Source organism: Candidatus Thiodictyon syntrophicum (assembly GCF_002813775.1).
GTDB lineage: Bacteria > Pseudomonadota > Gammaproteobacteria > Chromatiales > Chromatiaceae > Thiodictyon > Thiodictyon syntrophicum.
Genome location: NZ_CP020370.1, coordinates 4,617,171 through 4,629,273, shown reverse-complemented (window position 1 = coordinate 4,629,273; position 12,103 = coordinate 4,617,171). Strand labels below are relative to the sequence as shown.

Annotated in this window: 10 protein-coding genes and 1 CRISPR repeat array; of the genes, 2 read left to right on the top strand and 8 right to left on the bottom strand. The window is 65.0% G+C overall.

Annotated features, from left to right (window positions below):
* Positions 1–24: 24 nt before the first annotated feature.
* A CRISPR array of direct repeats spans positions 25–2,752; the repeat unit is 37 nt; unit sequence GTTTCAATCCGCGCCCGGCCAATTGGCCGGGCGATGC.
* A 181-nt stretch (positions 2,753–2,933) separates the two neighbouring features.
* The 5 genes from cas2 to THSYN_RS34140 form a co-directional block, all read right to left on the bottom strand.
* Positions 2,934–3,224: a CRISPR-associated endonuclease Cas2 gene (gene cas2, locus THSYN_RS19435; protein ID WP_100920578.1), complete on the bottom strand. Its 291-nt coding sequence runs from the start codon at positions 3,222–3,224 to the stop codon at positions 2,934–2,936.
* A 16-nt stretch (positions 3,225–3,240) separates the two neighbouring features.
* Positions 3,241–4,275, bottom strand: coding sequence for a type I-C CRISPR-associated endonuclease Cas1c (gene cas1c, locus THSYN_RS19430; RefSeq protein WP_100922500.1), 1,035 nt, complete (start codon positions 4,273–4,275; stop codon positions 3,241–3,243).
* A complete protein-coding gene (locus THSYN_RS19425) occupies positions 4,275–4,568 on the bottom strand; it encodes a DUF433 domain-containing protein (protein WP_100920577.1) in 294 nt (97 codons plus the stop codon). The genes cas1c and THSYN_RS19425 overlap by 1 nt, the downstream gene beginning before the upstream one ends.
* 111 nt (positions 4,569–4,679) lie before the next feature.
* Entirely contained in the window at positions 4,680–5,339 is a 660-nt protein-coding gene (cas4, locus tag THSYN_RS19420; RefSeq protein ID WP_100920576.1) for a CRISPR-associated protein Cas4, read from the bottom strand.
* A gap of 90 nt (positions 5,340–5,429) precedes the next feature.
* Positions 5,430–5,765 (bottom strand): hypothetical protein, encoded by a 336-nt coding sequence (locus THSYN_RS34140; protein WP_157817791.1) that lies wholly within the window; start codon positions 5,763–5,765, stop codon positions 5,430–5,432.
* A 91-nt stretch (positions 5,766–5,856) separates the two neighbouring features.
* Here THSYN_RS34140 and THSYN_RS19415 point away from each other — a divergent pair, with 91 nt between their 5' ends.
* Positions 5,857–7,572, top strand: a complete 1,716-nt coding sequence (locus THSYN_RS19415) for a hypothetical protein (protein WP_100919993.1) — start codon at positions 5,857–5,859, stop codon at positions 7,570–7,572.
* Here THSYN_RS19415 and cas7c read toward each other — a convergent pair.
* The gene (cas7c, locus tag THSYN_RS19410; protein WP_216644586.1) at positions 7,552–8,385 is read right to left on the bottom strand and encodes a type I-C CRISPR-associated protein Cas7/Csd2; all 834 of its coding nucleotides are present in this window, start codon (positions 8,383–8,385) and stop codon (positions 7,552–7,554) included. The two genes, THSYN_RS19415 and cas7c, sit on opposite strands and share 21 nt — an antisense overlap.
* Positions 8,385–9,344 (bottom strand): type I-C CRISPR-associated protein Cas8c/Csd1, encoded by a 960-nt coding sequence (locus tag THSYN_RS19405; protein WP_100920574.1) that lies wholly within the window; start codon positions 9,342–9,344, stop codon positions 8,385–8,387. The genes cas7c and THSYN_RS19405 overlap by 1 nt, the downstream gene beginning before the upstream one ends.
* A 199-nt stretch (positions 9,345–9,543) precedes the next feature.
* Between THSYN_RS19405 and THSYN_RS19400 the strand changes: the two genes are divergently transcribed.
* On the top strand, positions 9,544–11,220 hold the full coding sequence (locus tag THSYN_RS19400; RefSeq protein WP_100917541.1) for a DUF6399 domain-containing protein: 1,677 nt from the start codon (positions 9,544–9,546) through the stop codon (positions 11,218–11,220).
* Here THSYN_RS19400 and THSYN_RS19395 read toward each other — a convergent pair.
* Positions 11,109–12,101, bottom strand: a complete 993-nt coding sequence (locus tag THSYN_RS19395; RefSeq protein WP_100920573.1) for a type I-C CRISPR-associated protein Cas8c/Csd1 — start codon at positions 12,099–12,101, stop codon at positions 11,109–11,111. The genes THSYN_RS19400 and THSYN_RS19395 overlap by 112 nt on opposite strands.
* Between the last annotated feature and the right edge of the window lie 2 nt (positions 12,102–12,103).

Genomic DNA, 12,103 nt, shown 5'->3' with positions numbered 1-12,103 from the left:
GGCGATCATGCCGTCTTCGTAGTCGTTTCAATCCGCGCCCGGCCAATTGGCCGGGCGATGCTCGATTGCCAGCTCGGTGTCATACTGCGCCGACCGTTTCAATCCGCGCCCGGCCAATTGGCCGGGCGATGCGTTTGTCCGGCGGCCCACAGCGGAGGCAGGTCATGTTTCAATCCGCGCCCGGCCAATTGGCCGGGCGATGCGCCTGCTGCCCTGGGATTGGGTCGCGGGACAGGAGGTTTCAATCCGCGCCCGGCCAATTGGCCGGGCGATGCTCGAGGGCGCGACCAAGCAAGAGGCCGTGGCCGGAGTTTCAATCCGCGCCCGGCCAATTGGCCGGGCGATGCGGTCGGTTCCGGGGGTAGGCGTCGGGTCCCAGCCGGTTTCAATCCGCGCCCGGCCAATTGGCCGGGCGATGCCGTTCGCGCACGTCCTGGATATCGGACAGTAAATGTTTCAATCCGCGCCCGGCCAATTGGCCGGGCGATGCTTACCGCGGTCATACATCGCGCGTACCTGCGAACTGTTTCAATCCGCGCCCGGCCAATTGGCCGGGCGATGCCATATTCAAACTGCGATTGAAACGGACAGGCTACCGGTTTCAATCCGCGCCCGGCCAATTGGCCGGGCGATGCCGAGGCAACCCAATGAGCAGCCTATTCATGATGGAGTTTCAATCCGCGCCCGGCCAATTGGCCGGGCGATGCCGGCCCTGATCGCCCTGGCGCGGGCCGGGGCGGTCGTTTCAATCCGCGCCCGGCCAATTGGCCGGGCGATGCCCATCCATAGCATAGAGAGAGAGAGAGCCATACCATGTTTCAATCCGCGCCCGGCCAATTGGCCGGGCGATGCGCGCCGTAGCCGGTCGCTCATCCCGGGGCCGACCGGTTTCAATCCGCGCCCGGCCAATTGGCCGGGCGATGCTCGGCGCAACGAGGGTGCCGTTGACGCTCAGCGGGTTTCAATCCGCGCCCGGCCAATTGGCCGGGCGATGCGCCCCGACCAACTCCATCGTGCCGCCGTCCGCGGTGTTTCAATCCGCGCCCGGCCAATTGGCCGGGCGATGCTATCGGAATAATCTCATAAACAATTTGAGTCATAAGTTTCAATCCGCGCCCGGCCAATTGGCCGGGCGATGCGGGCAGCGGGCGGCCGATGCCCTGAAGGCAGTCGCGTTTCAATCCGCGCCCGGCCAATTGGCCGGGCGATGCCAGATGGTCAGGCCCGCCGGTCGGCACGGTGAGGCGTTTCAATCCGCGCCCGGCCAATTGGCCGGGCGATGCAGATGGTCAGGCCCGCCGGTCGGCACGGTGAGGCGTTTCAATCCGCGCCCGGCCAATTGGCCGGGCGATGCGACCCTACCTCGTCGGCCCCCGCGTGGACTGATCCGTTTCAATCCGCGCCCGGCCAATTGGCCGGGCGATGCCGCCTCGAAGTGCGCCTGCAGCCGATCGGAGCATGTTTCAATCCGCGCCCGGCCAATTGGCCGGGCGATGCCTGCTGCGTCCGGGGTATCGATAGAGCCGCCAGAATGTTTCAATCCGCGCCCGGCCAATTGGCCGGGCGATGCAGCGCCTCCTGCGGATCGATCAACAGCCCAGTGCGGTTTCAATCCGCGCCCGGCCAATTGGCCGGGCGATGCCCCGCCAAGAGGGGCGGCCGGATAGCCCTATTATGTCGTTTCAATCCGCGCCCGGCCAATTGGCCGGGCGATGCCCGTGGTCGTTGGGTGGTGCTGTGGAACGGTCGCAGGTTTCAATCCGCGCCCGGCCAATTGGCCGGGCGATGCCCGCGCGATGAGGTCCGCTTAAGCGGTGATTATCTGGTGTTTCAATCCGCGCCCGGCCAATTGGCCGGGCGATGCCCGCTCCGGGCGCGTGGGCTGATGGTTCTTCCGACACTGTTTCAATCCGCGCCCGGCCAATTGGCCGGGCGATGCCTGCGCGCGCGTGGTCTGATTGATGAGCGGCATATTAAGTTTCAATCCGCGCCCGGCCAATTGGCCGGGCGATGCCCCGAAAGGCAAGAACAGATATCACAATGGACAAGTGTTTCAATCCGCGCCCGGCCAATTGGCCGGGCGATGCCCCAGATCGAACGCTGGCTTGCTGAGGGTATCCAAAGCGTTTCAATCCGCGCCCGGCCAATTGGCCGGGCGATGCCCAACCGGCAAGCGAAATTTCATCTTTGATCCTAAAGTTTCAATCCGCGCCCGGCCAATTGGCCGGGCGATGCCCCGTCTAAGGATTGCCGGTCAGGAGCTGCACCGGGTGTTTCAATCCGCGCCCGGCCAATTGGCCGGGCGATGCCCGCAAAGTGGTGCCTGCCTGCACCTGGGTTGCCGTGTTTCAATCCGCGCCCGGCCAATTGGCCGGGCGATGCCCGCGGGTGGTGTCGGTGGTGGTCATGCTAGGTCCTTTGTTTCAATCCGCGCCCGGCCAATTGGCCGGGCGATGCCCAACATCTCCATGTTCCGGTTCTTCAGCGAGGTGGGGTTTCAATCCGCGCCCGGCCAATTGGCCGGGCGATGCCCCCCTTGAAGAAGTCAGACTCCTCACCGTAGTCCTCTGTTTCAATCCGCGCCCGGCCAATTGGCCGGGCGATGCCCGGTAAGGCAAGGCGACTGGCACAATGGCCACGGTGTTTCAATCCGCGCCCGGCCAATTGGCCGGGCGATGCCCGACCTGAGATGTTCGGCAAGCTCAGCGTTTTTTTGTTTCAATCCGCGCCCGGCCAATTGGCCGGGCGATGCCCCCCGCGGCGGCAACCGGTTGATTGCGCAGCGGAACCGAGCAAGCTTGCGCGAACTGGGACGCTGGCGCAAGTCGCATCGGTGCTTCAGGGTGGGATCGGTGTTCCGAGTTGTTAAAGAACATAGGGTTACAAGTCGCGCGAACCCCCCCGGGTTTGGGCAGTCGCTTGGGGTTCGCGCGCTACACGACCAGCGGGCCCTCGAAGTCGAGGGAGCGGAAGACGCCGTATTGCTTGACCCTCAGTTCGTGGGGTTCGGTCAGCCGGTAGAATCGCAGGTTGTCCTCCGCCAGGTCGATCTCGGCGAGGAGGTCGCGCTCCAACTCTTCAAACTGCATTTGGTCGACCTGGCACTCGAAGACCGATTTCTGGACCCGCTGGCCAAATCGCAGACAGACCTTGGCCGCGCGGCGCAGTCGGCGGCGGCCCTCGCGGCTTTCGGTGGAGACGTCGTAGGTGGCGATGACGAGCATGGCGCGATTCCCTGGTCTATTTTGCGAGATAGGGGAGATAGCCGTCCATGTCGCCGCGCAGGGTGCGGGCGAGCAGACGGGCCTGGACGAAGGGCAGCAGGGCGAGCGGGACCTTGCTGTCCAACAAGGGGTGGGTGACCTCCTCCTGTTTGCGCTCCTGCCAGGCGGTGACGACGAGTCGGCGGCCCTGGTCGTTGAGCATGACCGCACCGCCTTCGCGCTCGTCGAAGTCCCCGGCGCTCAGTTGGCCGCGGTTGATGAGCGTTAGGGCGAAGCGGTCGACGAGAACGGAGCGGAATTCCTCTTGCAGGTCGAGCGCAAGGGCGGCGCGTCCGGGGCGGACGGCGTGCAGGAAGCCCAGTTGGGGGTCGAGCCCGACGGCCTCCGCGGCGGAGCGGCAGTCGTTCATCAGCATGGAATAGAGGAATGAGATGAGGGCGTTGAAGCGGTCGCGCGGCGGGCGCTTGGTGCGTCCGTCGAGCGAGAAGGCGGCGCGTGCCTGGGGTTTGACGATGAGGTTCAGGGCGGCGAAATAGCCGCGGGCGGCCTCGCCCTCGAAGCCTCGCAGGGTGTCCAGGTCCCCCGCGGAAGGGACGGCGCGCAGCGAAGCCGCCAGGGACTCGGCGCAGTGGGTGAGGGTCTGCGCCTCCCCGGGGTCGGCCGCCTCGCGCGCGCCGCGCAGGAGGACGGAGCGGCTGTTGCGGAGCTTGCCGGCGACGACGGCGCGGGCGGTCGTGAGGGTAAAGTCGGGATCAAGCGCCGCCCGATGCTGGGCCTGGCGCAGCAGGATGTTGCCGGACACCGGCCCCTCCAGCCGCGCCTTGAAGCGGCCGGAGTGGTCGAGCAGGACCAGCGACTTGCCTTCCTCGGCCAGGCGGTGCATCAGGGCCGGGGAGAGCATGACATTGCCGAAGCAGACCAGGGCGCCGATGTGATGCAGCGGGACGCGCAGGCGGGTTTCGCGTTCCACTTCGATGCGGACCGTGGAGTTGTCCAGGTGCACATAGGCTTGCGGGGTCATCACGTAGAGGGTGTTTTGTATGGTACGCATCAGGTCCATCCGTCGTCCAAGTTGTCAGGGTCGTCCCCGCCAGGTCGTTTGCCGGATTCCGCCGCGGTCTTGATCATGAAGCTTTCATCCTTCAGACAATCGCGAACGAAGGCGAAGACCGCCTCCAAGTCCTCCTGTTTGACGTGCGGATAGCTTTCCAGGATGTCCGCGTGGCTCCAGCCCGAAGCCAGGCGATCCAGGAGAAACTCGACGCCGATTCGCGTTCCCTTGATCCGGGGTTTGCCGAATAGGGTATCGGGATCGCAGACGATGCGGTCCTGCCAGTCGGTCACGATATGCGCTCCTTCAGCAAATTCAGTGGTAGATAGCCAGTCCGGCCCTCGTGCGCCCGGACCAAGGCTTTATCGCGTGTTAATGATGTCGGTGTTCGGCACTGCCGCGTATCAGACCGGCGCATCCGGGTCGAAGAGTGAGTCCCTCGCCGCCTGCTGCAGACGCAACGCTGTCGTCATTTTCGGCTCGCAGATTGCGTTGAGCGAGCATTGATCACAGCGCCGATCGTTGATGGGCGCCGGCAGGCGCTTTGATGCGAGCATGGTGCGGATGGCGTCCGCGGTTTGCGCCACCGAGCGGCGTAACTCCGCGGTGATGGCAATCTCGCGGCGCCGACGACTGGTGGCGTGGTAGATGGCGCCCTGGGTGATCGCACGGCCGAACATCTCTTCAAGGCATAGGGCCTGGGCGACGAGTTGCAGGTCGTCGTTGAGATGCTTCTTTTTCGGCCCATGTTTGTACTCCACCGGGTAGATGGTGCCGTCCGGCCAGAACTCCACCACGTCGCACTTGCCGATCAGGCCCCAGCGTTCACTCCACACCGGCAGGGCGTATTCCACCCGCGCGCCGTCATGCCCGGCGACATGGGCGGCACGGTCCACCCGCTCGTGCTCGGCATTGCCGCGGGCGGTGTGAATGTTCTGCTCGAACTCGCCGTCGAGGTAGATGAGTCCGCAGCGCCGGGGGCAATAGGCATATTGATTGAGGGCCGAGAGGTTGACGGGGTCGGGTGTTTCGACCGCGGGAACAGGGAGCACGTCCAGGTTCATATCTGTCTCCTGTTTCAATTTACGCCCGGCCACTCGGCCGGGCGATGCGATCGGGAGGGTCTCTGTCAATCGCTGCCGTTCGCTGCGGAGTTACCCCGCAGGCTTGCCGTCGATCAGCAATTTGACCCCGGCGGGCAAGCGCTCTGGGTTGGGCGTCACCACATAATCGGCGAAGGTGCGCGGGGAGCCCTGTAAGCCTGGCTGATGGCCGATCTCAATGATGGCATTGGCTTGTTCCCGGCCGGGTTGCGAGAAGTCCAACATCCGCTGCGCCGGGGCGCATCCGAGCATGGCCTGGCGCACCCGCTGGGTAGGGTGTTCAATCTGACCTAAAAAGGCGCCGAAAAGTCGATGCAAGAAGCGTGTTGCCTGGAAGGCCCGGCGGTCGGTTCTGTGCTTGGGGGAGTACGATGACGCGTGCGCCACTTTCTCATGCCAAGCCGTTGACAAACGACGAACGCTTGATCAGTCTACTGGCGCGGTGATCTGACCGCCTTGCCGGAGCACGCACGACGTGATGAATGCATTCAAGAGCCCAGCGAGCCGTCTGGCCAACCTGTTCCAGCGATCACGTGATGCCTGGAAGGCGAAAGCGTTGGAGCGGCAGCAGCGCCTGCGGGCCGCGGAGGTCAAGATTCGGGATCTGGAGCACAGCCGCGCGCAGTGGAAGGCGCGTGCGCTAAAGGCGGAGCGTGCGCGAACGGGAGCCGAAGAGGCCGCGGCGCCGGCGGATGACGAACCAGCGGATGAGCCACCACACCTTGCGCTGTCCCCGCCGGTCGGCCATCACTATTCGGTCATGGTCATGCAGTTAACCATGCGGCTGTATCTGCACGCGGGGCTCGGCAGCCGCGGGGTGGCGCGGGTATTGAATCTGTTCGGCGCGTCACTCCCGGTGGCGGCGCCAGCCCACACCACCGTGCTCAACTGGGTCTATCGCTGCGGTCTCGCGATTCTCAATCGCCAACCGCAATGGCGCACGGATTGGATCTACGTCGCCGACCATACGATCGCCTTGGGGGCGTCCAAGTGCCTCGTCATCCTGGGTATTCCGGTGAGTGCACTGGCCCAGAGCGGTTACAGCCCGTGTCACGGCGCCATGCAGGTGCTGGCCGTGGAGATCACAACACACAGCACGGGAGCGTGGGTCGCACAAGTGCTCAGGCGCGTTGCGCAACGCACCGGTCCACCAGTCCAGATCGTTGCCGACCACGGCAGCGACCTGCACAAGGGCATCGCCTTGTTTCAGGAGCACGCCACTGCCTGCGTCTATACTTATGATATATCGCATCTTATTGCGACGCGGCTCAAGGCCGAGATGGGCCGAGATGCGCGCTGGGAGTCCTTGCTGGCGCACTGTCGCCGCGCGTGGTCGTCCTTGCAGCAGACCGATCTCGCCTTCTTGCTGCCGCCTCGGCAGCGCATCAAGGCGCGTTTTATGAATCTGGATGTCCATGTGCGGTGGGCACAACGCGTCCTCGCCTACCATGATCGCGGCGACTTCAGCGCGATCCGCGCGCAATACGTCCTGAAGTGGCCGGCATGGGAGCACCTGTGCGCGCGGTTCGGCGCCGCCCGGGCGCACCCATTGCGGGCCATCGTCGGCATTCGCTATCCCGACCGGGCGGCTTTTTGCCAGGCACTGCAGACACACTCAGACCTCGAGAGTGATACGCTCGACGATGTGTTCTGGCAGCAAGCGGACGCCGGGTACAGTCGCTTCCTTGACGGCTTTGCCTGGCTACTGTCCTACCGGGATGACCTGGTGGATTACGCGCAAATGATGGCGCAATCCAAGCTGATTCAGTCGCATCTCAAATCCACGGGTCTTCAGCAGGGCTCCCAAGAATCACTCCAGGCCACGCTGCCACCGCCGTCAACGCTCACCCCACGGGCGGCGGCCTTTACCCAACAGATTCTCGCGAAGGTCGCATTGGAATCCGCCAAGATCCCGACTGATAGTGTCTGGCTGGCCTCCTCCGATATCATCGAATCGGTCTTCGGGAAATACAAATGCTTCACCACCAGGGGGCCGCTCAAGGAGATCGGTAAGCTGGTGCTTGCGATTCCTGCCTTCATCGCCGACCTGGCGACTCCGTTGATTCAGGAGGCGATGGAATCGGTGCGTACTATTGATGTCGAGCAGTGGGCGACAACGCACCTCGGTGCGTCGATGCTGGCCCGGCGTCGGCGTGCTCTCATTGATTTTGTGTCAAACACGAAAACTGCATGAATTTAATTTGCGATATAGGTGAAATATTGAACACCCTACCCGCTGGGTCTCGTCGCTGTCGGTCCCGACGTGCTTGAAGACATAGAGTCCGCGGCAGGACATGACGCCCTTGGAAGCAGAGCGGTCATGGTCCCACATGCCGAGCAGCGCCTCCCAGAGGTGGGCCAGGTCCTCGTCGGAAAAGCCGGTGCCCTGGGCCAGGTGGGCGGAGACGAAGCCCTTGCAGGCGTAGAGGCCGTAGGGAATGAGAGATTTGCGTCCCATGGTGCGGAGTTTGTCTTCCTCTTGATTGGTCTCCCACCGCTCGTAATCGGCCATCGTGGTGGCGCCGGGTACCTTCTCTGCGACCGCCATACGCGTGATGGATGCATCCATGGGGAGGATGGGGTCCAGGGACCGCGAGAAGGCGACCTGCACCGGTCCCCGTACCTGTCCGGCGTTTGCCCCGGTCGACATGACGGCACCAAAGGTACGCACGTCGTAGAACTGGTCGCACATCCATTTGCGCGCCGCGTTGACCTGGGTGCGATTGCCCCCGCCACCGGGGGCACCACCGGTGGCGATGTGGGCGGCGGTGATGGGCTTGTTCAGGTTGGTTGCGTGCTCCACGAAGATGGCGTTGGGCGCGGTGTTGTTGAAGGCCGTCTGCACGTAGTTGCGAATCCGCCGTTTGATGGCAACGTCGGACACCAAACCGTGCATGTCCTCGGGGTCGATGCGAGGGCTGTTACCCGCATCCGGATCGCCGTTGGGATTGCCGTTCTCACAATCGAAAAGGTACAGGAATTCATAGCGGTTCTGGAGCGTATTCATTATTGATCTCCGTCTGCTGGAGCGATGGTCGCGGGGGATTCCGGATCGCCAGCTTCGGTTTTGTGCCCGGCGCGCAGGGCAGCAAGCTGCTGGTAATAGCCGAGCGCGAAGAGACCCTGGCCTTCGAGATCGAGAATGCGTGGGGCGCCGTCACCCAAGCGGCCCATGACCTCGGCCAACTGGTTCTCAAACCACCAGGCGAGCTTGGCGTCGAGCTTGCCCAGGTGATTGCGAGAATTCGCGACCAGTCGGCCGAGAATGAGGCCGGGGGTCTGACTGGCAGCCGCGTAATAGCGCTGGACCACCCCGGCCCCGACCTCCCCCAAGGCGGCGCGTTGCAGGTTGGCGAAGACGGCCAGCAGGCGCCCGCAGTGATAGGCGGCGGCCGGGTGGTCCGGGTTGAGATAGGCAGTCATGGTGGCGTCACCTCCTGGAGTGAGTCGAACGTAGTAGGCCCGAATAAGGCCCATCCTGGCGTGATTGATCGGGGGTTGGTCTTTGTCCACACGCTCCGCGCGCAAGCGGGCCAGTGCGAGTGCCAGCAGGGACCGGGGGATCGGCAAACCCTGGACTGCGACGCGCCACAGGGTAGCGGCGATCGGGGCGGGCAGGTCTTTGAGTTCACGGACCAGCGCGCCACAGACCGCCATGAACTTGGGGTCGTGGGCAAACGCGTGACCATCGCGGGCGACGATGGCAAGATCGGCGAACCAGGCGGCAATGTGGCCGGCCAGGTGTTCAAACCGGCCTTCCATCCAGTCCCGTACCATGACGCGTCCGGCGGCGCCGGAGAGGGTCAAAGCAAAATAGCGGTTGTCGCCCAAGTCGGCACGTTCACCGGAGCGGATCGCGTCCAGTAAGCGGCGGACCGCGGCTTGCGCCGTGGCCTCGGTCTGCTCTTCGGTCTCCATACTCATCAGGAGTGCAAATAGATCATCGGCCGGGGCGGCCTTGATCATAAATCCGCCCAAGACCAAGCACTGAACTCGGTCATCGGTGTCGGGGAGGTTGGCAGGACCTCCGAATTTTCATACCCTTGGAAGTGCAAACTAACCCGGGGTAGTCAACAATGTCCGAAGGTCCTGCCGCCACTGACTTTAGCCCAGATGCCAGGCATTCGCCACCCGGCCGTGCCTGGCCGGCGCGCGGCGGTGCACGGTGAAGCACTGCACCCGCTTGGAGCGGGCGGAGCAATGCGGGCGCGCCGCTGGCCAGTTGGCGCAGGGACACCCGCTGCGGCAGGTGGCGGCGGAGTTGGGGGTGGCGCGCAGCACGTTGCGCGGCTGGCGCGCGGCGGCGCCGTTGGCGGGGTTGCCGGTGGAGGTGGCGGCGTGCCTGGCGACCCCGGCGGGGGCGCAGTGGCTGCACCAACTGGTCGTGGTGATGCATCTGATCATCACCCTGCGGGCCGGCGCCGGGGTGCGGATGGTGTGTGAGTTCCTGGAGCTGAGCGGCTTGTCGGCGCTCGTCGGGGCCTCCTATGGCAGCCAGTATGCGCTGACGGTGCAGGTGCAGGAGGCCGTGGCCAAACAGGCGCAGGAACAGCGGGTCGCCCTCGCTGTCGGCATGCCGCCGCAGGAGTTGACGGTCGCTGAGGATGAAACCTTTCACCCCGACGTCTGCCTGGTCGCCATTGAGCCGGTGTCGAATTTCATTCTGCTGGAACAGTACGCGCCCGATCGCACGGCGGCGACCTGGACGCAGGCCCTGGAGACGGCGCTGGCGGGGATGCCGGTGACCGTCATCCAAGGCACCAGTGATGAAGCCAAGGCGTTACGGCACCACCACGAGCAAGACCTCGGCGCCCAGCATTCCCCGGACCTGTTCCATGCTCAGTATGAGGTGTCCAAGGGGACCAGTCTGCACCTGGACCGCCAGGTCAGACAGGCCAGCGCCGCCGTCGCGGCGGCCCAGGCGCCGCTGGACGCGGCGCAGGCCGCGCAACGGGCGTATGACGCGCAAGTCCCTCATCCGCGCGGCCGACCACCGGCCTTCGCGGCCCGCAGCGACGCGGCCTTAACTGAACTGGTCGCGGCCGAAGCCGAGCAGACCCAGGCCCTGACACGCCAAACGCAAGCCCGTGAGCAGATCCGTGAACTGGGCCTGCTGTATCACCCGTACGACCTCGTGAGCGGACAGGTGCAATCCGTGGCGCAGGTCGCCGCCCGCTTCGCCGACGTCTGGGCACGCCTTGCACACCTCGCCGACGCGGCCGACTTGCCCGCACGCGCCCGCGCACACCTCGCCAAGGCGCAGCGCCTGACCGTGCCGTGGTTGGCCACCCTGGCGTTCTTCTGGGCGCGCGTCCAGACCCGGGTCGACGCCCTGGACCTGGCGCCCGACGTGGAGCAGGCGGTTCTGACCCAGTTGATTCCGGCCCTCTACCTGGCGCGGGTGGCGGGGCGCAGCAGCCACGCCGACACCCGCCATCGACTCACGGCGCTGAGCGCACAGTTGCTCGAACCCTTGCGCCAGCCGACGCATCCGCTGCAGGCCCTGGCGCCCACGCGCCGCGCACAGATCGAGGCGGTCGCCGGCGGTTGCGCCGATCTGTTCCAGCGCAGTAGCTCTTGTGTGGAAGGGCGCAACGGCCACCTGTCGCTTTATCATCACGGCAGTCACCGCCTCAGTGACCGCAAGCTGGCGGCCCTGACGGCCATGCACAACTATTATGTCCGCCGCCCCGATGGCACCACCGCCGCCGAACGCTTCTTCGGGCGGGCTCACCCGGCGCTGTTTGACCACGTGCTGGCGCACGTCGGTCTGCCGCCGCCAGCGCGGCGGCGGCGACCGCGACCGGTCACGCGCCCGGCGCTGACGCTGGTGGCGGCGTGACGGGGGTGGGCGGAGTTATGATCAAGGCCGGCCGGGGCAATGTTGTCCTTATACCAATGGGCGACCAAGGCATTGGCAAGTTTGCGGCTATGGTTGCGGATCAGGTCATTGAGTCCATCGACATACCGCTGGACGGCCTCCTCGCCCATCGCTGCATTAGCTGACTGGTCCAGGCCGTAGGAACCGAAGGATGACTTGTCGAAACCGACCATCACATCGCCCATTGCAAGTCCGCCGACGCCCGACAGCCCCGTGATCTTTGGCTGAGTGGCTAGTGGGCGAACATTCGTGCCGGTGAGGAGGCACAGCATGGTGCCCGCAGGCGCCCCGTCACCAGCCGGCCCAGGGGTCGACTGCGGTGCCGCGACGCTCAGATCCGACCGGCGCCAATCGCGCCACCAGCGCTGCACCTCGTGGGAATCGTGCGGGTCCGCAGCGGCAATGCGCCACGTCATCCAGTCGGTCGGTTTCGCCTTCTGCGCGACCAAGGCCGCACGGACCGCGGCAATGTGCTCTGGAGCCGCCACCAACTCGGCAAGTGGAAGCAGCGCCGGGACGGTGTCGGCCGCCTGACGCAGCAGATCCACATAATAGGCGTGGCGCTTGCGGGTCTTGTCGTCGGGAGGCTCGTCACCCTTAATCAGGAGAGAGACAAATTGGCAGGATTCCACCAGGAAGTGGGCACGCCCCCCGGCGTTCATGCTGTGCATGTCGGGGCAGCGTCTGAGTTCCTGACCGCGCTTACCGTCGCCCAAGGGGAGGACGTTCAGAAAACGACCATCGGCGGCCAGTTCGACTGACCAGCGGACCTCGCGGGACTTGAAGCCCGGTTCGGACTCGGTCAGGTGGGCTTCGGCGTAGGCGGCGAGTTGCTGGAGCATGA

Excerpts from the sequence above, each read along its gene's own strand:
- THSYN_RS19415 (WP_100919993.1), top strand. The coding sequence starts at position 5,857 with ATGAATGCATTCAAGAGCCCAGCGAGCCGTCTGGCCAACCTGTTCCAG.
- THSYN_RS19395 (WP_100920573.1), bottom strand. The coding sequence starts at position 12,101 with ATGCTCCAGCAACTCGCCGCCTACGCCGAAGCCCACCTGACCGAGTCC.
- cas2 (WP_100920578.1), bottom strand. The coding sequence starts at position 3,224 with ATGCTCGTCATCGCCACCTACGACGTCTCCACCGAAAGCCGCGAGGGC.
- cas7c (WP_216644586.1), bottom strand. The coding sequence starts at position 8,385 with ATGAATACGCTCCAGAACCGCTATGAATTCCTGTACCTTTTCGATTGT.
- THSYN_RS19405 (WP_100920574.1), bottom strand. The coding sequence starts at position 9,344 with ATGATCAAGGCCGCCCCGGCCGATGATCTATTTGCACTCCTGATGAGT.
- cas4 (WP_100920576.1), bottom strand. The coding sequence starts at position 5,339 with ATGAACCTGGACGTGCTCCCTGTTCCCGCGGTCGAAACACCCGACCCC.
- cas1c (WP_100922500.1), bottom strand. The coding sequence starts at position 4,275 with ATGCGTACCATACAAAACACCCTCTACGTGATGACCCCGCAAGCCTAT.